19 protein-coding genes are annotated in these 18707 nt (G+C 70.1%); 18 read left to right on the forward strand and 1 reads right to left on the reverse strand.

Translation table 11 applies throughout. The features are described from left to right. Positions 1-381 precede the first annotated feature (381 nt). The 6 genes from nsdA to ACZ5XS_RS38675 all read left to right on the forward strand — a co-directional run bounded on the left by nsdA (position 382) and on the right by ACZ5XS_RS38675 (position 8269). On the forward strand, positions 382-1875 hold the full coding sequence (gene nsdA / locus ACZ5XS_RS38650) for a transcriptional repressor NsdA (RefSeq protein ID WP_468659459.1): 1494 nt from the start codon (positions 382-384) through the stop codon (positions 1873-1875). A 324-nt stretch (positions 1876-2199) separates the two neighbouring features. Continuing rightward, positions 2200-3543, forward strand: coding sequence for an ammonium transporter (locus ACZ5XS_RS38655; RefSeq protein ID WP_468659461.1), 1344 nt, complete (start codon positions 2200-2202; stop codon positions 3541-3543). Next, positions 3540-3878, forward strand: coding sequence for a P-II family nitrogen regulator (locus ACZ5XS_RS38660; RefSeq protein ID WP_006379495.1), 339 nt, complete (start codon positions 3540-3542; stop codon positions 3876-3878). The genes ACZ5XS_RS38655 and ACZ5XS_RS38660 overlap by 4 nt, the downstream gene beginning before the upstream one ends. Before the next feature lie 26 nt (positions 3879-3904). Beyond that, complete coding sequence (locus ACZ5XS_RS38665) at positions 3905-6352, forward strand: [protein-PII] uridylyltransferase (RefSeq protein WP_468659463.1); 2448 nt, start codon at positions 3905-3907, stop codon at positions 6350-6352. Positions 6353-6440: 88 nt separating this feature from the next. Continuing rightward, positions 6441-7994 (forward strand): signal recognition particle protein, encoded by a 1554-nt coding sequence (ffh, locus tag ACZ5XS_RS38670; RefSeq protein ID WP_217234670.1) that lies wholly within the window; start codon positions 6441-6443, stop codon positions 7992-7994. Positions 7995-8092: 98 nt separating this feature from the next. Continuing rightward, complete coding sequence (locus tag ACZ5XS_RS38675) at positions 8093-8269, forward strand: hypothetical protein (protein WP_468659505.1); 177 nt, start codon at positions 8093-8095, stop codon at positions 8267-8269. Here the strand turns inward: ACZ5XS_RS38675 and ACZ5XS_RS38680 are convergent. Next, positions 8266-9120, reverse strand: coding sequence for a class I SAM-dependent methyltransferase (locus ACZ5XS_RS38680; RefSeq protein WP_468659465.1), 855 nt, complete (start codon positions 9118-9120; stop codon positions 8266-8268). The two genes, ACZ5XS_RS38675 and ACZ5XS_RS38680, sit on opposite strands and share 4 nt — an antisense overlap. Positions 9121-9318: 198 nt before the next feature. Here ACZ5XS_RS38680 and proS point away from each other — a divergent pair, with 198 nt between their 5' ends. The 12 genes from proS to ACZ5XS_RS38740 all read left to right on the forward strand — a co-directional run bounded on the left by proS (position 9319) and on the right by ACZ5XS_RS38740 (position 18659). Beyond that, positions 9319-10734, forward strand: coding sequence for a proline--tRNA ligase (proS, locus tag ACZ5XS_RS38685; RefSeq protein WP_468659467.1), 1416 nt, complete (start codon positions 9319-9321; stop codon positions 10732-10734). Between the two features lie 260 nt (positions 10735-10994). After that, positions 10995-11597: a hypothetical protein gene (locus ACZ5XS_RS38690; protein WP_468659469.1), complete on the forward strand. Its 603-nt coding sequence runs from the start codon at positions 10995-10997 to the stop codon at positions 11595-11597. A 291-nt stretch (positions 11598-11888) separates the two neighbouring features. Then, positions 11889-12308 carry a 30S ribosomal protein S16 gene (rpsP, locus tag ACZ5XS_RS38695; RefSeq protein ID WP_217234666.1) on the forward strand — a complete coding sequence of 140 codons (420 nt, stop codon included), beginning with the start codon at positions 11889-11891 and terminating at the stop codon, positions 12306-12308. A 2-nt stretch (positions 12309-12310) separates the two neighbouring features. Continuing rightward, the gene (locus ACZ5XS_RS38700) at positions 12311-12550 is read left to right on the forward strand and encodes an RNA-binding protein (protein ID WP_005479813.1); all 240 of its coding nucleotides are present in this window, start codon (positions 12311-12313) and stop codon (positions 12548-12550) included. A 111-nt stretch (positions 12551-12661) separates the two neighbouring features. Then, positions 12662-13219, forward strand: coding sequence for a ribosome maturation factor RimM (gene rimM / locus ACZ5XS_RS38705; RefSeq protein WP_468659471.1), 558 nt, complete (start codon positions 12662-12664; stop codon positions 13217-13219). Continuing rightward, positions 13219-14052 (forward strand): tRNA (guanosine(37)-N1)-methyltransferase TrmD, encoded by an 834-nt coding sequence (gene trmD / locus ACZ5XS_RS38710; protein WP_468659473.1) that lies wholly within the window; start codon positions 13219-13221, stop codon positions 14050-14052. Before rimM ends, trmD begins: the two co-directional genes overlap by 1 nt. Positions 14053-14185: 133 nt before the next feature. Next, positions 14186-14536, forward strand: coding sequence for a 50S ribosomal protein L19 (rplS, locus tag ACZ5XS_RS38715; protein ID WP_217234663.1), 351 nt, complete (start codon positions 14186-14188; stop codon positions 14534-14536). A gap of 45 nt (positions 14537-14581) precedes the next feature. Beyond that, positions 14582-15322 carry a signal peptidase I gene (gene lepB, locus ACZ5XS_RS38720; protein ID WP_468659475.1) on the forward strand — a complete coding sequence of 247 codons (741 nt, stop codon included), beginning with the start codon at positions 14582-14584 and terminating at the stop codon, positions 15320-15322. Beyond that, positions 15315-16406, forward strand: a complete 1092-nt coding sequence (lepB, locus tag ACZ5XS_RS38725; protein ID WP_468659477.1) for a signal peptidase I — start codon at positions 15315-15317, stop codon at positions 16404-16406. The genes lepB (ACZ5XS_RS38720) and lepB (ACZ5XS_RS38725) overlap by 8 nt, the downstream gene beginning before the upstream one ends. Further along, the gene (gene lepB, locus ACZ5XS_RS38730) at positions 16294-17274 is read left to right on the forward strand and encodes a signal peptidase I (RefSeq protein ID WP_468659479.1); all 981 of its coding nucleotides are present in this window, start codon (positions 16294-16296) and stop codon (positions 17272-17274) included. The genes lepB (ACZ5XS_RS38725) and lepB (ACZ5XS_RS38730) overlap by 113 nt, the downstream gene beginning before the upstream one ends. Positions 17275-17368: 94 nt before the next feature. Then, complete coding sequence (lepB, locus tag ACZ5XS_RS38735) at positions 17369-18145, forward strand: signal peptidase I (protein WP_468659481.1); 777 nt, start codon at positions 17369-17371, stop codon at positions 18143-18145. Continuing rightward, on the forward strand, positions 18135-18659 hold the full coding sequence (locus tag ACZ5XS_RS38740) for an NUDIX hydrolase (RefSeq protein ID WP_468659483.1): 525 nt from the start codon (positions 18135-18137) through the stop codon (positions 18657-18659). Before lepB (ACZ5XS_RS38735) ends, ACZ5XS_RS38740 begins: the two co-directional genes overlap by 11 nt. Positions 18660-18707: the final 48 nt, after the last annotated feature.

The following is an 18707-nucleotide window of genomic DNA, read 5'->3' on the forward strand; positions in this document are numbered from 1 at the left end:
GCCGTTTCCACCGTCACGTCCGGGTCATGTCGGCGCCCGGAAGCGCTCCGGGTGGTGTGCCCGGCTTCGCGCGCCCCTGTGCGCATCGACCCGCCACTCCGCGTCGTTCTCTGTCAAGTGAATCGCGTGGAGGCAGTCGTGAGTTCATTCGAAGGGGTGGCGAATGGTGGCGTTTCCGGGATCGCCATGGCTGGACGCGTGATCGTAGGATTACTTTGAGTGCACGAGTCCTGGGGGCACATGCACTTGTGGGTATGCCGGAGGCAACTCGGGTTCCCGTTCGAAGGATGGCAACAGCCGGACGGGCAGCCGTATTTACCGGCATTCTGATAAGGCTTGGCGCACTCAGTGACAAGTGGTCTCAGGGATGGGGGCGTTCCAGTGAGCGGCAACGGCGGTAGCGGGACGAGCGCGACAAACGCAACGAACGCTGACAGGCGCCCGAACGAGCTGCTCGCTTCGTGGTTCGTGCGCAGCGGCTGGTCCAAGGGTGAGCTCGCCCGCCAGGTCAACCGCCGGGCCCGCCAGTTGGGCGCCAACCACATCTCCACCGACACCTCGCGGGTGCGCCGCTGGCTGGACGGCGAGAACCCCCGCGAGCCGATCCCCCGGATCCTCTCCGAGCTGTTCTCCGAGCGGTTCGGCTGTGTCGTCTCCGTCGAGGACCTCGGCCTGCGCGCCGCTCGCCAGGCACCCTCGGCGACCGGCGTGGACCTGCCCTGGACGGGTCCGCAGACGGTGGCCCTGCTCAGCGAGTTCTCGCGCAGCGACCTGATGCTCGCGCGGCGCGGCTTCCTCGGGAGCTCGCTGGCCCTGTCCGCGGGCCCGTCCCTCATCGAGCCCATGCAGCGCTGGCTGGTGCCCGGGGCCCCGTCCCCGCACCGCGAGCCCGAGCCGTCCTCCTCCGCGGCCCGCCGGGGCCGGCTGTCCCGCCCCGAGCTGGACCTTCTCGAGTCGACGACGGTGATGTTCCGCCAGTGGGACGCCCAGTGCGGCGGCGGCCTGCGCCGCAAGGCGGTCGTCGGCCAGCTGCACGAGGTGACCGACCTCCTCCAGGAGCCACAGCCCGAGACCACCACCCGGAGGCTGTTCAAGGTCGCGGCCGAGCTCGCCGAACTGGCCGGCTGGATGTCGTACGACGTGGGGCTGCAGCCCACCGCCCAGAAGTACTTCGTGCTCGCCCTGCACGCGGCCAAGGAGGCGGGCGACAAGCCGCTCGGTTCCTACATCCTGTCGAGCATGAGCCGCCAGATGATCCACCTCGGGCGGCCCGAGGACGCCCTGGAGCTGATCCACCTCGCGCAGTACGGCAGCCGGGACTGCGCGAGCCCGCGCACCCAGTCCATGCTGTATGCGATGGAGGCCCGCGCCTACGCCAACATGGGGCAGCCCGGCAAGTGCAAGAGGGCGGTCCGGATGGCCGAGGACACCTTCGCCGACGCCGACGAGTGGGACGAGCCGGACCCCGACTGGATCAGCTTCTTCTCCGAGGCCGAGCTGTACGGCGAGAACTCCCACTCCTACCGCGACCTCGCCTACGTCGCCGGCCGCAGCCCCACCTACGCCTCCCTTGCCGAGCCCTTGATGCAGCGGGCCGTCGAGCTGTTCACCGACGATTCCGATCACCAGCGTTCGTACGCACTCAACCTGATCGGTCTGGCCACGGTCCACCTGCTCCAGCGAGAGCCCGAGCGCAGTGCGGTGCTGGCCAAGCGGGCCATGCTGGAAGCCAAGAAGGTGCGCTCGGAGCGCGTCAACACTCGTATCCGAAAGACGGTCGACACGGCTGTACGCGATTTCGGTGATCTCGCCGAGGTCGTGGACCTCACCGAGCAGCTGGCCATCGAGCTGCCCGAGACCGCAGAGGCGGTCTGACACCCCAGGGAATCCCCTGAACCCCGGCCGTGGCCGGCCCTCCCGAACTGCCCGACTCGGCTCCCCCGTGCCAGGTCATCGGAAGGCCGGCCGCGGCCGGTTTCCGTCCCTCGCCGAAGGTTGCGCCACGATAACGATCGGCGCGTCCAATATCTGCCAGTTCATCTAGGCGTAACACGCGAGGTGCCTTCGTCACGGCGGCGAAACAACGAGGGGCTTCGACCGAAACGGCGCTGCGTCAATCTCATGGCGCATAACCGGCCCACCCCTCAATCCGCTCAGGCTTCGCCCGCACGGGGCCGTACCAACGACGAGGAGACGCCGATGGCACCAGCAGCCATCACGCTCGCCGCAGAAGCACCCACGCTGTCTGCCGCCAACACGGGCTTCATGCTCATCTGTTCCGCCCTGGTGCTGATCATGACTCCGGGCCTGGCCTTCTTCTACGGAGGCATGGTCCGGGTCAAGAGCACCCTGAACATGCTGATGATGAGCTTCATCAGTATCGGGATCGTCACCATCCTGTGGGTGCTGTACGGCTTCTCGATGGCCTTCGGTACCGACTCCGGCGGCATCGTCGGCTGGAACTCGGACTGGCTCGGCCTCAGCAACATCGGCCTGACGCAGCTGTGGGACGGCTACACCATCCCGATCTTCGTCTTCATGGTCTTCCAGATGATGTTCGCCATCATCACGCCCGCCCTGATCAGCGGTGCCCTCGCGGACCGCGTGAAGTTCACGGCGTGGGCGCTGTTCGTCGCCCTGTGGGCCACGGTCGTCTACTTCCCGGTCGCGCACTGGGTCTGGGGCTCCGGTGGCTGGGCCTTCGAGCTGGGCGTGATCGACTTCGCCGGTGGTACGGCGGTGCACATCAACGCCGGTGCCGCGGCACTCGGCGTGATCCTGGTCATCGGCAAGCGCGTCGGCTTCAAGAAGGACCCGATGCGTCCGCACAGCCTGCCGCTGGTCATGCTCGGCGCCGGTCTGCTGTGGTTCGGCTGGTTCGGCTTCAACGCCGGTTCGTGGCTCGGCAACGACGACGGCGTCGGCGCGCTGATGTTCGTCAACACGCAGATCGCCACCGCCGCCGCCATGCTGGCCTGGCTGATCTACGAGAAGATCCGCCACGGCGCGTTCACCACCCTGGGTGCCGCCTCCGGCGCGGTCGCCGGTCTGGTCGCCATCACCCCCTCGGGTGGTGCGGTCTCCCCGCTCGGCGCGATCGCCGTCGGCGCCATCGCCGGTGTCCTGTGCGCCATGGCCGTCGGCCTGAAGTACAAGTTCGGCTACGACGACTCGCTCGATGTCGTCGGCGTCCACCTGGTCGGCGGTGTCGTCGGCTCCCTGCTGGTCGGCCTCTTCGCCAGCGGTCACGGTCAGTCCACCGTCGAAGGCCTCTTCTACGGCGGCGGCATGACCCAGTTCTGGAAGCAGTGCGCCGGTGTCTTCGCGGTTCTCGCGTACTCGCTCGTCGCCTCCGCGATCCTCGCCTTCCTGATCGACAAGACGATCGGCATGCGGGTTTCCGAGGACGTCGAGGTGGCCGGCATCGACTCGGCCGAGCACGCCGAGACCGCATACGACTTCAGCGGTGCCGGCGGTGGTGCCGCCCGCACGACCGCAGTTCCGGCCCCGGTGGCCGACACCGGGAAGAAGGTGGACGCATGAAGCTCATCACCGCCGTCGTGAAGCCTCACCGGCTCGACGAGATCAAGGAAGCCCTCCAGGCCTTCGGGGTCCACGGCCTGACGGTCACCGAGGCGAGCGGCTACGGTCGTCAGCGGGGCCACACCGAGGTCTACCGCGGTGCCGAGTACACGGTCGACCTGGTCCCGAAGATCCGCATCGAGGTGCTGGCCGAGGACGACGACGCCGAGGGTCTGATCGACGTCATCGTCAAGGCGGCCCGCACCGGCAAGATCGGTGACGGCAAGGTCTGGTCCCTCCCGGTCGAGACCGCCGTACGGGTCCGCACCGGCGAGCGCGGCCCGGACGCGCTCTGACAGAAGAACAGAACAGGAGCCACTGGGTGACGAGTACGGACGTGCGCAAGGATGCAGAGGACTCGGGACCCAGCGGTTACGCGGCGGCCCGGCTGCGCCTCCTCACAGAGGGGGCGCGGTCCGGGCCGCCGCGCCGTGCCGCCCTCGCCGAGCTGACCGACGACTGGCTGTCGGGTCTGTTCAACGCGGCGGGGGAGGTGCGTGGCGTCTCCCTCATCGCCGTCGGCGGATACGGCCGCGGCGAACTGTCCCCACGCAGCGACCTGGATCTGGTGCTGCTGCACGACGGCAGCGACTCCGGCGCGGTCGCCGCCCTGGCCGACCGCATCTGGTACCCCGTCTGGGACCTGGGCCTGGCCCTCGACCATTCCGTGCGTACGCCGGCCGAGGCCCGCAAGACCGCCGGCGAGGACCTCAAGGTGCAGCTGGGCCTGCTGGACGCCCGGCACCTCGCGGGCGACCTCGGCCTCACGGCCGGCCTGCGTACGGCCGTCCTCGCCGACTGGCGCAACCAGGCGCCGAAACGTCTCCCCGAGCTCCAGGAGCTGTGCGCCGAGCGCGCCGAGCGGCAGGGCGAGCTGCAGTACCTCCTGGAACCCGACCTCAAGGAGGCCCGCGGGGGCCTGCGCGACGCCACCGCCCTGCGCGCCGTCGCCGCCTCCTGGCTGGCCGACGCCCCGCGCGAGGGCCTCGACGACGCCCGGCGCCGGCTCCTCGACGTCCGTGACGCCCTGCACCTGACGACCGGGCGCGCGACCGACCGGCTCGCACTCCAGGAGCAGGACCAGGTCGCGGCCGAGCTCGGCCTGCTCGACGCCGACACGCTGCTGCGGCAGGTGTACGAGGCGGCGCGGGTCATCTCGTACGCCAGTGATGTCACCTGGCGCGAGGTGGGGCGCGTGCTCAGGTCGCGCGCCGTGCGGCCGCGTCTGCGCGCCATGCTCGGGGGCGGCAAGCCCGTCGCCGACCGTTCACCGCTGGCCGAGGGGGTCGTGGAGCAGGACGGCGAGGTGGTGCTCGCCCGCGCCGCGCGCCCCGAACGCGACCCCGTGCTTCCGCTGCGGGCCGCGGCCGCCGCGGCGCAGGCCGGCCTTCCGCTCTCCCTGCACGCCGTGCGGCGCATGGCGGCGGGCGCACGCGCCCTGCCCGCGCCCTGGCCCGCAGAGGCGCGCGAACAGCTCGTGACCCTGCTCGGTTCCGGCCCGCCCACCATCGACGTGTGGGAGGCACTGGAGGCGGAGGGCCTGATCACCCGCCTGCTGCCCGACTGGGAGCGGGTGCGCTGCCGCCCGCAGCGCAACGCCGTGCACGTCTGGACGGTGGACCGGCACCTCATCGAGACCGCCGTCCGCGCCTCCGAGTTCACCCGCCGCGTCAGCCGCCCCGACCTCCTCCTGGTCGCCGCGCTGCTGCACGACATCGGCAAGGGCTGGCCCGGCGACCACTCGGTGGCCGGCGAGATCATCGCCAAGGACGTGGCCGCCCGGATCGGCTTCGACCGCGCGGACGTGTCGGTGCTCGCCACCCTCGTACGCCATCACCTGCTGCTCATCGACACCGCCACCCGGCGCGACCTGGAGGACCCGGCCACCGTGCGCTCGGTCGCCGACGCGGTCGGCTCGCAGGGCACGCTGGAACTGCTGCACGCGCTCACCGAGGCGGACGCGCTGGCCACCGGACCGGCGGCCTGGTCGTCCTGGCGGGGCTCGCTCGTCGCCGACCTGGTCAAGCGGGTCCACGCGGTCCTGTCCGGGGAGCTGCCGGACGAGCCCGAGTCCGCCGCGCCCACCGCCGAGCAGGAACGGCTCGCGATCGAGTCGATCGCCACCGGCGGCCCGGTGCTCGCCCTGCGCGCGCAGACCGAGCCGCCGCCGGTCGAGGAGCAGCCGGCCGGCGATCCCGAACCCCTCGGCGTGGAACTGCTCATCGCCGTACCGGACCAGCCGGGCGTGCTGCCCGCCGTGGCCGGAGTCCTCGCCATGCACCGCCTGACCGTCCGCACGGCCGAGCTGCGGGCCCTGGACCTGCCCGACGGCGTCGAGGGCTCCGTCCTGCTGCTGAACTGGCGGGTCGCCGCCGAGTACGGCTCCCTGCCCCAGGCCGCCCGGCTGCGCGCCGATCTCGTACGTGCCCTCGACGGCTCCCTGGACATCACGGGCCGCCTCGCCGAGCGCGACGCCGCCTACCCGCGCCGCCGGGGAGTCGTGGCGCCGCCGCCCCGCGTCACCGTCCACCCGGCCGCGTCCCGACTGGCCACCGTCATCGAGGTCCGCGCCCAGGACATGCCCGGCCTGCTGCACCGCATCGGGCACGCGCTGGAGGAGGCGGGCGTGCGGATGCGCAGCGCGCATGTCAGCACCCTGGGCGCCAACGCCGTGGACGCCTTCTACGTGACCGGCTCCGACGGCTCGCCCCTGCCGAACGACGAGGCCGCCTCCGTGGCGCGGAAACTGGAGGAGACCTTGCGGGGCTGACCGGCAGTGACCCGGTCTTGTGGAGCCGGGATACCCTGGAGGGCGATTCCGAAGCCAGCCACCGACAACCCCGAGGACCGCGAGCGCCGTGTTCGATACTCTCTCCGATCGCCTCTCAGCGACTTTCAAGAACCTGCGCGGCAAGGGACGGCTCTCCGAGGCGGACATCGACGCCACCGCGCGCGAGATCCGCATCGCGCTCCTCGAAGCGGATGTGGCCCTGCCGGTCGTGCGGACGTTCATCAAGAACGTCAAGGAGCGTGCCCTCGGCGTCGAGGTCTCCAAGGCGCTGAACCCGGCCCAGCAGGTCCTGAAGATCGTGAACGAGGAGCTCGTCACGATCCTCGGCGGCGAGACCCGCCGTCTGCGCTTCGCCAAGCAGCCGCCGACCGTGATCATGCTGGCGGGTCTGCAGGGTGCCGGTAAGACCACGCTCGCGGGCAAGCTCGCCCGCTGGCTGAAGGAGCAGGGCCACTCGCCGATCCTGGTCGCCGCCGACCTCCAGCGCCCGAACGCCGTCAACCAGCTCAGCGTCGTCGCCGAGCGGGCCGGCGTCGCCGTCTACGCACCCGAGCCGGGCAACGGCGTGGGCGACCCGGTCAAGGTCGCCAGGGACTCCATCGAGCACGCGAAGACCAAGGTCCACGACATCGTGATCGTGGACACCGCCGGCCGCCTCGGCATCGACGCCGAGATGATGCAGCAGGCAGCCGACATCCGGGACGCGGTCTCGCCGGACGAGATCCTCTTCGTCGTCGACGCCATGATCGGTCAGGACGCGGTCAACACCGCCGAGTCCTTCCGCGACGGCGTCGGCTTCGACGGCGTGGTGCTCTCCAAGCTCGACGGTGACGCCCGTGGTGGTGCGGCCCTGTCGATCGCCTCGGTCACCGGCAAGCCGATCATGTTCGCGTCCAACGGCGAAAAGCTGGAGGACTTCGACGCCTTCCACCCTGACCGGATGGCCTCCCGCATCCTCGACATGGGTGACCTGCTCACCCTGATCGAGCAGGCGGAGAAGACGTTCAGTCAGGAAGAGGCCCAGCAGATGGCCTCCAAGCTGGCGTCCAAGAAGGGCCAGGACTTCACCCTGGACGACTTCCTGGCCCAGATGGAGCAGGTCAGGAAGATGGGCAGCATCTCCAAGCTGCTCGGCATGCTTCCCGGCATGGGCCAGATCAAGGACCAGATCAACAACCTCGACGAGCGGGACGTCGACCGCACGGCCGCCATCATCAAGTCGATGACCCCGGCCGAGCGCCAGGAGCCGACGATCATCAACGGCTCGCGCCGCGCCCGTATCGCCAAGGGTTCCGGCGTCGACGTCAGCGCGGTGAAGGGCCTGGTCGAGCGGTTCTTCGAGGCCCGCAAGATGATGTCGCGCATGGCCCAGGGCGGCGGTATGCCCGGCATGCCGGGCGTTCCGGGGATGGGCGGCGGTCCCGGCCGGTCCAAGAAGCAGCCGAAGAAGGCCAAGGGCAAGCAGCGCTCCGGCAACCCGATGAAGCGCAAGCAGCAGGAGCAGGAGGAGGCCGCGCGCCGCGCCGCGGCGGCCGAGGGCGGCAACGCCTTCGGCGTGCCGGGACAGCAGGCTCCTCAGGACTTCGAACTGCCCGACGAGTTCAAGAAGTTCATGGGCTGACAGCCTCTTGTACGGCGCTGAGGGCGCCCCTCTTCGGAGGGGCGCCCTCAGCGCGTTCCGCGAGTGCCGGTCCATGATCCGCGTCGTCACGTCCCTGTATGCGGATCGTCGACGGGTGTTACGAGGAGGCCTGCCACACACTCCGCGGCCACCGCGGCCGGTTGGACGCGTCGGCCGAGGCGCTGCCGGCGAACGAGACGCCGGAGGAGAGGGCCGCGTACCCGATCGCGTACCGGATCGCGGGAATCACGCGCCTGAGGGATCCCGACGCCTAGGGGACCCGCGCTATCAGGTAGCGGAACACGTTCGGCATCCACACCGTGCCGTCCCGGCGCTGATGCGGATGCAGGGCCTCCGTCAGCTCCTTGTCGACCTGGACCCGGTCCGTCGCGGAGATCGCCGCGTCGAAGAGCCCCGTCGACAGCAGTCCCCGTACGGCGCTGCCGACGTCGGCATACCCGAAGGGGCAGGCGACCCGGCCGGAGCCGTCCGGCTCGAGGCCGGCCCGGTGGGCGACCTCCTCCAGGTCGTCCCTCAGGGTGAGACGCCAACTGCCCGTGCCGCGCAGCGGATCCGCCAGCTTGGTGGCCACCCGCAGCACGGACGACGTGGCACACCGCTCCGGTGGACCCCAGCCGGCCAGCACCACCGACGCCCCGCGCGCGGCGAGCGGCACCGCGGAGGCGAGCAGTTCCGCGAGCCCCTCCGAGTCACCCGCCAGACACCCGATGGGCTCGAAGGCGGTCATCAGGGTGTACGCGGGCGCGTCCGGGTCGGCCGCGTCCCCGGGCGCCCCTTCGACGAGCCGGGTGCCGCCCCCCGCGCGCGTGCCCCACGCCGGCGGCAGCAGCCGCTCCCTGGCGAGGGCCAGCCGCTCGGGGGAGGCGTCGACACCGGTCACCGCGGCACCTCTGGAGGCCGCCATCAGCAGGGCGAGCCCGGAGCCGCAGTCGAGGCCCAACAGCCTTGCTCCCGGGCCCACTTCGAGTCGCTCGTAGACGGCCTCGTAGAGCGGGACCAGCATCCGCTCCTGGATCTCGGACCAGTCACGCGCGCGTGCACCGAAGTCCACACGGGGTGCTCCTCCCGTATGAGACAGGTGCTGCCGCACGAGCGTAGGTGTCATGGATACGCGCCCCAATCCGCCGAGAGTTGTCGCTGTGCCCGATTCCGTAGCCCCCGTGACGTGCGCCGCACTCCCCCCGTATGCCAGATAACTCCGCACTCGACCCCGCGTCCAGGGGTTGTCGGGCCCGGTTTGCGGGTTCGCAGCCCGAGTGGCGAGAATTCACATCCCGGCAATCTGGGCCCGTACCATCGCGCCATGGCAAAGGCACCCGTTCTCACGCCCCGCGCGGACGACTTCCCGCGCTGGTACCAGGATCTGATCAGCAAGGCCGAGCTGGCCGACAACGGCCCGGTGCGCGGCACCATGGTGATCCGACCGTACGGGTACGGGCTGTGGGAGCGGATGCAGGCCGAGATGGACGCCCGCATCAAGGAGACGGGTACCCAGAACGCGTACTTCCCGCTGCTGATCCCGCAGTCGTACCTGGCGCGCGAGGCGGACCACGTCGAGGGATTCGCGCCGGAGCTGGCCGTGGTCACGCACGGCGGCGGCAAGGAGCTGGAGGAGCCGGCGGTCGTCCGCCCCACCTCCGAGATGATCATCAACGACTACTTCTCGAAGTGGGTGCAGAGCTACCGCGACCTGCCCCTGCTGATCAACCAGTGGGCCAACGTGGTCCGTTGGGAACTCAGGCCCCGCCTGTTCCTGCGCACGAGCGAGTTCCTGTGGCAGGAGGGCCACACCGCGCACGCCACCTTCGAGGACGCGCGCGACTTCGCCTCGCACATCCACCGCGAGGTCTACGAGGACTTCATGGTGAACGTCCTCGCCATGGACGTCGTCCCCGGACGCAAGACCGTCAAGGAGCGGTTCGCCGGCGCGATCAACACCCTCACGCTCGAAGGCATGATGGGCGACGGCAAGGCCCTCCAGATGGCCACCAGCCACGAGCTCGGCCAGAACTTCGCCAAGGCCTTCAACACCTCGTACCTGTCGAAGGACGGCACGCAGGAACTGGTCTGGCAGACCTCCTGGGGCTCGACCACGCGCATGATCGGCGCCCTGGTGATGATGCACGGCGACGACAACGGCCTCCGGGTCCCGCCTCGCCTGGCGCAGACCCAGGCCGTCGTCCTCGCCATCAAGGGCGACGAGGCGGTTCTGGCCAAGGTCCGCGAGCTCGGCGACCTGCTGAAGGCGGCGGGCGTACGCGTCCAGGTGGACGACCGGGTGGACACCCCCTTCGGCCGCCGCGCCGTCGACTGGGAGCTGAAGGGAGTGCCCGTACGGATCGAGATCGGGCCCCGTGACCTGGAGAACGGCACCGCGATGCTGGCCCGCCGCATCCCGGGAGGCAAGGAGCCGGTGGCCCTGGACTCCCTCGTCGGCCTCCTCCCCGCGATCCTCGAAGAGGACCAGGCGCTGCTGCTGAAGCAGTCCCGTGAGCGCCGCGAATCCCGTACGTCCGAGGTGTCGAGGATCGAGGAGGCCGTCGAGGCCGCCGTTGCCGGCGGCTGGGCGCGCATCCCCTGGGCGAACCTCGGCGAAGAGGGCGAGGCCAAGCTCGCCGAGCACTCGGTGACCGTACGGTGTCTGGTCGCCGAGGACGGGTCGGTGCCGCAGGACGGCGACGCACCGGGTAACGTCGCGATCGTCGCGCGCGCCTACTGAGTAGCGCCCCTCCGGCGGGAGAGCGACCGAAACGTCTCTTGCGCATCTGCGGAACACACGTACCCCGGCGCGTGGACATCGTCTACGCGCCGGGGCGTACGTCAGGCTACGCACCAGCTTGTGACGAGCTGCGAGGCTTATCCGCAGATCAGCGCACCCGCCCTCGCTAGGACGCATCAGCGGCAACTGACGGGTACGTGCAAATTATTTGGGATGCCCCGGAATCGGAACACAGCGGCACCCTGGCTCGTTGTCATTACGTGAGCACGACACAGACACCACCTGTTCTCGCCGCAGAGCTGGCAGAGGCGTGGGCCGACATTCAGCGGTACCACCCCGAGCTGCCCGATCTTGCCGCGCCAGAGTCCCTGATCGGGGAGTCGTCGTCCGCGTGCGGTCACGAGCTCTCCTTCGAGCGACTGCTTCACGAGGCAGTCCATGGCATCGCCGCCGCGCGCGGCATCCGCGACACGTCCCGCGCCGGCCGCTACCACAACCGCAGATTCCTCGCGATCGCCGAGGAGCTGGGCCTGGACCACCCCGAGGAACCGCACCCCAGCAGCGGCTTCTCCCTGGTCACGCTCACGCCCGAGGCGAAGCGCCGCTACCGCCCGACCATCGAGCGCCTCCAGCGCGCCCTCAAGGCCCACTCGGTGGCGACCGCCGCCGACACGTCCAGCACCTTCCGGGGCCCGGCCGCCCGCCACGGCTCCTCCGGTGGCGGGGTCCGTGTCAAAGCGGTCTGCGACTGCGGGCGCAACGTCCGGGTCGTCCCGTCGGTACTGGCCCAGGCGCCCATCGTGTGCGGAGGATGCGGGAAGCCGTTCCGCATCCCGGAGATCGTGGGCGCGGCGGCGAGCTGACCGCCTCCCCGGCATCTCGTGGGTGCCGGACGTGCGGACGGCAGGGGCGCGGGGCGTCGTTGCAGCCGTAAGGCAGCGGCACCCCGTGGCGCCGGGCGCCCCTCAGGCATGCCTCGGGGCCCCGCGGTCGGAGTCGGCCCGCGGAGTGTGGCAGAATGGCCAGCTGTACTCGACAGCCGCACAGGAACCCTCTCGCCTCCGGCTGACGCGTCCATCGGGCACTCGGGTACCGCAACCCCACGCGGCCATCTGCCGTGCCCAACCACGTCAAAACCAGGAGAACCCACTCCCGTGGCAGTCAAGATCAAGCTGAAGCGTCTGGGCAAGATCCGTTCGCCTCACTACCGCATCGTCGTCGCCGACTCCCGCACCCGTCGTGACGGCCGTGCGATCGAGGAGATCGGCCTGTACCACCCGGTGCAGAACCCCTCGCGCATGGAGGTCGACGCCGACCGCGTCGCCTACTGGCTCTCCGTCGGCGCTCAGCCGACCGAGCCCGTGCTCGCCATCCTGAAGAAGACCGGCGACTGGCAGAAGTTCAAGGGCGAGCCCGCCCCGGCTCCGCTGCTCCAGCCCGCCGAGAAGGCCGCTCGTCCGCTGTTCGAGGCTCTCGGCGGCGAAGACGAGGGCAAGGGTGAGGCCATCACCCAGAAGAAGAAGGCTGAGAAGAAGGACGACGCCCCGGCCGAGTCCGCGTCGACCGAGGCCTGAGCATGCTCGAGGAGGCTCTCGAGCACCTCGTGAAGGGCATCGTCGACAACCCTGACGATGTGCAGGTCGCCTCGCGCGACCTGCGCCGCGGACGGGTGCTCGAGGTCCGGGTCCACCCCGACGACCTCGGCAAGGTGATCGGCCGCAACGGCCGCACCGCACGCGCCCTGCGCACCGTCGTGGGCGCCATCGGCGGCCGCGGTGTCCGCGTCGACCTCGTCGACGTCGACCACGTGCGCTGACGCGCCGAACGCAGCACCGGCTCGGGCCGGGGAGGGCCACTGGGCCGTCCCCGGCCCGATGTCGTATGTCCGACGTCGAACGGCCCGTCGCATGACAGGAGAGCAAGCACAGTGCAGCTGGTAGTCGCACGGATCGGCCGCGCCCACGGCATCAAGGGCGAGGTCACCGTCGAGGTACGTACCGACGAGCCGGAGCTCAGGCTCGCCCCCGGCGCAGTCCTGGCCACCGAGCCGGCCGCCACCGGTCCTCTCACCATCGAGACGGGCCGCGTCCACAGCGGGCGCCTCCTGCTGCGCTTCGAGGGCGTGCGTGACCGCACCGCCGCCGAGGCGCTGCGCAACACCCTCCTGATCGCCGAGGTCGATCCGGAGGAACTGCCGGAGGACGAGGACGAGTACTACGACCACCAGCTCATGGACCTCGACGTCGTCACCAAGGACGGCGTGGAGGTGGGCCGGATCACCGAGATCTCGCACCTGCCGTCCCAGGACCTCTTCATCGTCGAGCGGGCCGACGGGAGCGAGGTGATGATCCCCTTCGTCGAGGAGATCGTCACCGAGATCGACCTCGAGGAGCAGCGGGCGGTCATCGATCCCCCGCCGGGCCTGATCGACGACAACGCGGTGATCGCGTCCTCCAGGGACGACGCCTCCGGGGAAGAGGCGTAATGCGGCTCGACGTCGTCACGATCTTTCCCGAGTACCTGGAACCCCTGAACGTCTCCCTCGTCGGCAAGGCACGCGCGCGTGGACAGCTGAACGTGCGCGTGCACGACCTGCGGTCCTGGACCTACGACCGCCACAACACGGTCGACGACACCCCGTACGGCGGCGGTCCGGGCATGGTCATGAAGACCGAGCCGTGGGGCGACGCACTCGACGAGATCCTCGCGGACGGCTACGAGACGGGCTCCCACGCGCCCGCGCTGATCGTCCCCACGCCCAGCGGCCGCCCCTTCACCCAGGAACTCGCCGTCGAGCTCTCCGAGCGCCCCTGGCTGGTCTTCGCACCCGCCCGCTACGAGGGCATCGACCGCCGCGTCATCGACGAGTACGCGACCCGGATGCCGGTCTACGAGGTCTCCATCGGCGACTACGTCCTCGCCGGCGGCGAGGCGGCCGTACTCGTCGTCACCGAGGCCGTGGCCCGGCTGCTGCCCGGAGTCCTGGGCAACGCCGAGTCGCACCAGGACGACTCCTTCGCGCCCGGGGCCATGGCCAACCTCCTGGAAGGCCCCGTCTACACCAAGCCGCCCCGATGGCGTGAGCGCGGCATCCCGGACGTGCTGCTCAGCGGCCACCACGGCAAGATCGCCCGCTGGCGCCGCGACGAGGCCCTCAAGCGCACGGCGGCCAACCGGCCCGATCTGATCGAGCGTTGCGAGCCCAAGGTCTTCGACAAGAAGGACCGCGAGATGCTCTCCATCCTGGGCTGGGCGCCGGATCCGGCAGGGGAGCCGTACGGACGATTTTGGCGCAGGCCAGAGGGCGTGGAAGAATAGGCCGCTGTTGTGCGTCGTCCGGCGTGCGCCCCTGCCACAGGGGGATACGACGCCCGCCCCGATCCGCGCAACTCCACCCAAAGAACCTAGTTTCCGTTGATGACCTGTGGCATCAGCGAGGAAAGCAGACGAAATGTCTCACCTGCTCGACTCCGTCGACTCCGCGTCGCTGCGCACCGACGTCCCGGCCTTCCGCCCCGGTGACACGGTCAACGTCCACGTCCGCGTCATCGAGGGCAACCGCTCCCGTGTGCAGCAGTTCAAGGGCGTAGTCATCCGCCGCCAGGGCGCCGGTGTCCGCGAGACCTTCTCGGTCCGCAAGGTCTCCTTCTCCGTCGGCGTCGAGCGCACCTTCCCGGTGCACACCCCGATCGTCGAGAAGATCGAGCTCGTCACCCGCGGTGACGTGCGTCGCGCCAAGCTCTACTACCTGCGCGAGCTGCGCGGCAAGGCCGCGAAGATCAAGGAGAAGCGCGACAACTGATCGCGCGCGGAGTCCCACAGCGGGGCCGGATAGCATCTGGCCCCGATGGACACCGAAGCACAGCCGACGGAGCGCGACCGCTCCTCCCGCCCTTCCGACGCCGAGGAGATCTCGGACTCAGGAGGGCCGGAGGACCGGTCGCGTTCCGCGTTGGTGTCGCGGGCAGCCGAATGGCTGCCCGGCGGACGGATCACCCTGACCCTGCTGCTCTGCCTGCTGTTCCTGCTGCTGCTCAGCACCTTCGTGGTGCGGCCCTTCCAGATTCCCAGCGGATCCATGGAAAGCGGATTGAGGATCGGGGACCGCGTTCTCGTAAATAAGTTGGCGTACCGTTTCGGTTCCGAACCGCAGCGCGGCGATGTTGTCGTGTTCGACGGAACGGGGTATTTCGGGGACGGGGACTACGTCAAGCGCGTTGTGGGGGTAGGGGGAGACCACGTGGTCTGCTGTGACAGGGAGGGGAGGATCGAGGTGAACGGCCGGTCGGTCGACGAGTCGACGTTCCTGTACCCCGGCGACAGCCCCTCCACGGTGCCCTTCGACGTCGAGGTGCCCGCCGGCACCCTGTTCGTCCTCGGTGACCACCGCAGCGACTCCAGCGACTCACGGGACCACCTGGGTTCACCGGGCGGCGGCATGATTCCCCTCGGCGGCGTCATCGGACGGGCCGACTGGATCGTCTGGCCCACCGGCCACTTCACCCGCCTGCACCGCCCCGGTGCCTACGCGCGCGTGCCCGGCCCGGAGCCGAGCGAGCCGGACCCGGTGGGCGGCGCCCATGGGTAACCGCGGCAAACCGCGCGGTGCGCCCGCCAGCGCGGCCGAGAACCTGCTGCCCACCGGCTCCCGCCGCTCCTCCGCCCCGACCGGCAGCCGTTCCCGCGCCGAGAGGCGGAAACTCCAGCGGAAGGTCAAGCGGCGCCGCAGGCGCGGCGCGGTCAAGGAGATACCCCTTCTCGTCGGGGTCGCCGTCCTCATCGCCCTCGTCCTGAAGACCTTCCTCGTCCAGGCGTTCGTGATCCCGTCCGGCTCCATGGAGCAGACGATCCAGATCGGCGACCGGGTCCTGGTCGACAAGCTCACCCCGTGGTTCGGCTCCAAGCCCGAGCGCGGGGACGTCGTCGTCTTCAAGGACCCCGGCGGCTGGCTCAACGACGAGCAGACGACCACGAAGAAGGACGACCCCATCGTCGTCAAGCAGGTCAAGGAGGGGCTCACCTTCATCGGCCTGCTGCCGTCCGACGACGAGAAGGACCTCATCAAGCGGGTCGTCGGCGTGGGTGGCGACCGTGTCACGTGCTGTGACACGCAAGGGCGAGTCACCGTCAACGGCGTTCCCCTGGTCGAGGAATACCTGTATCCCGGAAACGCCCCGTCCACGACACAGTTCGACATCACCGTCCCGCAGGGGCGGCTGTGGGTGATGGGTGACCACCGGGCCAACTCCGCGGACTCCCGCGCACACCAGAACACCGACTACGGCGGCACGGTCTCCGAGGACTCGGTGGTGGGACGCGCCAGGGTCATCGCCTGGCCCTTCGGCCACTGGACCACGCTCGAGGAGCCGAAAACCTACGCATCCGTGTCCGACTCGGGGTCCGGGGCGACCGCGGCTCCCGAGCTGTCGCTTAGGGTTGCTCACGACGATCCGAACGCATCTATCCAACTCCCGAGCCCTGCGGAACTCCCGCTCGTTATGGGAGTGGTGGGCCTGCGCCGAACGTGGGGCAGGCAGCGGCACAGAGTGAGGAGTTGGCGTGGGGGATGTGGCGGTTGGCGCACGGTCCGGACACGACGGCGAGGAGCACCGCGGGCGACCCGCGGAATCAGCCGTCCCGGCCGCGGACAGCGCCGTGACCTCCGGGAATGACTCCGGGGCGGCCGAGGACGGCAGGAGGACCGACGAGACCGGAACGGACGATCAGGGACGCGGCGGCTCGTCCTCCAAGGCGAAGAAGCCGCGCTCCTTCTGGAAGGAGCTGCCGATCCTCATCGGCATCGCGCTCGTGCTCGCGCTGCTGATCAAGACGTTCCTGGTGCAGGCGTTCTCGATTCCGTCCGACTCGATGCAGAACACCCTCCAGGAGGGTGACCGCGTCCTGGTCGACAAGCTCACCCCGTGGTTCGGTTCCGAGCCCGAGCGCGGTGAGGTGGTCGTCTTCCACGACCCGGACAACTGGCTGGCGGGCGAGCCGACGACCAACCCGAACGCCGTGCAGACGTTCCTCAGCTGGATCGGCCTGATGCCGTCCCCGTCGGAGAAGGACCTGATCAAGCGGGTCGTCGGCGTCGGCGGCGACACCGTCTCGTGCAACGGCACCGGCCCGCTGAAGGTCAACGGCAAGGCACTGAACGAGTCGGCGTACGTCTACCCGGGCAACACCCCGTGCAGCCAGGACGACCAGGGCGGCCAGTTCACGGTGAAGGTCCCCGAGGGCTCCATCTGGGTCATGGGCGACCACCGGCAGAACTCGCGCGACTCGCGCTACAACCAGAACGACAGGCACCACGGCATGGTCCCGGTGAGCGAGGTCGTCGGCCGCGCCATCGTGAAGGCCTGGCCGATCAACCGCTGGGGCACCCTGCCCGTCCCGGACACCTTCGACCAGTCCGGTCTGAACACCCAGTCGGCGGCGTCCGCGGCCCTGACGGTCGCGCCGAACGCGCTCGCCTTCGTCGGCGTGGTGCCGGTGGCGCTGTGGCGCCGTCGGAAGATCGCGGTGGCCGAGACCCGCTGAGGTCAAGGCTCGACAAAACCCTCGTACAGCTTGTGACCTTGGTCGGGGCCGGAGGGCTGACCGGGTCAGGTAGCGCCGGGTAGGGTGCGGACCCATGGGTGGCGAGAGCACGACGCGTACAGCCCCGCGCAGCGGCGGCACGGACACGGGCCCGGTGGGCAGCCGGACCGGACAGAGACTGTCCGGACTGGCCGTCGCACTGGGCCTCGTGCTGTTCCTCGGGGGCTTCGCCTGGGCAGCGGTGGCCTACCGCCCGTACACCGTGCCCACCAGCTCGATGACGCCGACGATCGACGCCGGCGACCGGGTCCTGGCCCAGCGCATCGACGGCGGTGAGATACGCCGTGGCGACGTCGTCGTCTTCACGGACGAGAGCTGGGTGACCAACGCCCCCGTGGTCAAGCGGGTGGTCGCGGTCGGCGGCGACACCGTGGCCTGCTGCACCGAGGGCAAGCTGACCGTCAACGGCAAGCAGATCGACGAGCCGTATCTGCCCGCTGGCAGCGCGGCCGAGATCACGGGCTTCGCGGCCGTGAAGGTTCCGGAGGGCCGGCTGTTCCTGCTGGGTGACGAGCGAGCGGGCTCCCTGGACTCCACCGCCCACCTCAGCGACGCGGCCCGTGGCACGGTGGCGCGGAGCGCCGTGTCGGCCCGGGTGGACGCCGTCGTCTGGCCCATGAACGGCATGCTGGAGCGGCCGAGCGGCTTCGAGACGCTCGGCGCGCTGTCCTCACCCGGTCCGCTCCGTACGATCGTCGCGCTGATCGTCGGCGGAGGCGTGCTCGTCCTCGGCGGTGGCGCGTACGGCCCGGTCGCCAAGCTGTTCGGCGGCCGCTCCCGGACGCGGACGGAGCCTTCCGGTGCCCGCTGAGGCGCCGGACACGGGCCAGGACTCGTACAAGGGCGGTCTGCGGAAAGTTGCCCGGGTCGTCCTGCTCGACCCCGACGACCGCATCCTTCTCCTGCACGGTCACGAGCCGGACGACCCGGCCGACGACTGGTGGTTCACGCCCGGCGGCGGCATCGAGGGCGACGAGACTCGTGAGGAGGCCGCCCTCAGGGAACTCGCCGAGGAGACCGGCATCACCGAGGTCGAGCTCGGCCCGGTCCTGTGGCGGCGGATGTGCTCCTTCCCGTTCGCGGGTCGCCGCTGGGACCAGGACGAGTGGTACTACCTGGCCCGTACGACCCAGACGGTCACCGAGGCCGGAGGGCTGACCGAACTGGAACGGCGCAGTGTCGCCGGAGCGCGCTGGTGGACGTGTCGGGAACTGAGCCAGGCACATGAGACGGTGTATCCGACCAGACTCGCCGAGCTGCTGAGCAGGCTGCTCGACGAAGGTCCCCCGGCCGGGCCCGTGACCCTGGACACCGAGATCGTCTAGGGGCTCGCGGGACTGGCGCACAATGGTGGGATCGCACGGCTGAAGGGG

It is taken from the genome of Streptomyces sp. NPDC033131, from assembly GCF_055578365.1.

Bases quoted from the DNA above. Each gene is read 5' to 3' on its own strand.
- ACZ5XS_RS38655 (WP_468659461.1), top strand. From the start codon at position 2,200: ATGGCACCAGCAGCCATCACGCTCGCCGCAGAAGCACCCACGCTGTCT.
- ACZ5XS_RS38660 (WP_006379495.1), top strand. From the start codon at position 3,540: ATGAAGCTCATCACCGCCGTCGTGAAGCCTCACCGGCTCGACGAGATC.
- ACZ5XS_RS38675 (WP_468659505.1), top strand. From the start codon at position 8,093: ATGCGGATCGTCGACGGGTGTTACGAGGAGGCCTGCCACACACTCCGC.
- ACZ5XS_RS38680 (WP_468659465.1), bottom strand. From the start codon at position 9,120: ATGACACCTACGCTCGTGCGGCAGCACCTGTCTCATACGGGAGGAGCA.
- proS (WP_468659467.1), top strand. From the start codon at position 9,319: ATGGCAAAGGCACCCGTTCTCACGCCCCGCGCGGACGACTTCCCGCGC.
- ACZ5XS_RS38700 (WP_005479813.1), top strand. From the start codon at position 12,311: ATGCTCGAGGAGGCTCTCGAGCACCTCGTGAAGGGCATCGTCGACAAC.
- trmD (WP_468659473.1), top strand. From the start codon at position 13,219: ATGCGGCTCGACGTCGTCACGATCTTTCCCGAGTACCTGGAACCCCTG.
- rplS (WP_217234663.1), top strand. From the start codon at position 14,186: ATGTCTCACCTGCTCGACTCCGTCGACTCCGCGTCGCTGCGCACCGAC.
- lepB (WP_468659475.1), top strand. From the start codon at position 14,582: ATGGACACCGAAGCACAGCCGACGGAGCGCGACCGCTCCTCCCGCCCT.
- lepB (WP_468659477.1), top strand. From the start codon at position 15,315: ATGGGTAACCGCGGCAAACCGCGCGGTGCGCCCGCCAGCGCGGCCGAG.
- lepB (WP_468659481.1), top strand. From the start codon at position 17,369: ATGGGTGGCGAGAGCACGACGCGTACAGCCCCGCGCAGCGGCGGCACG.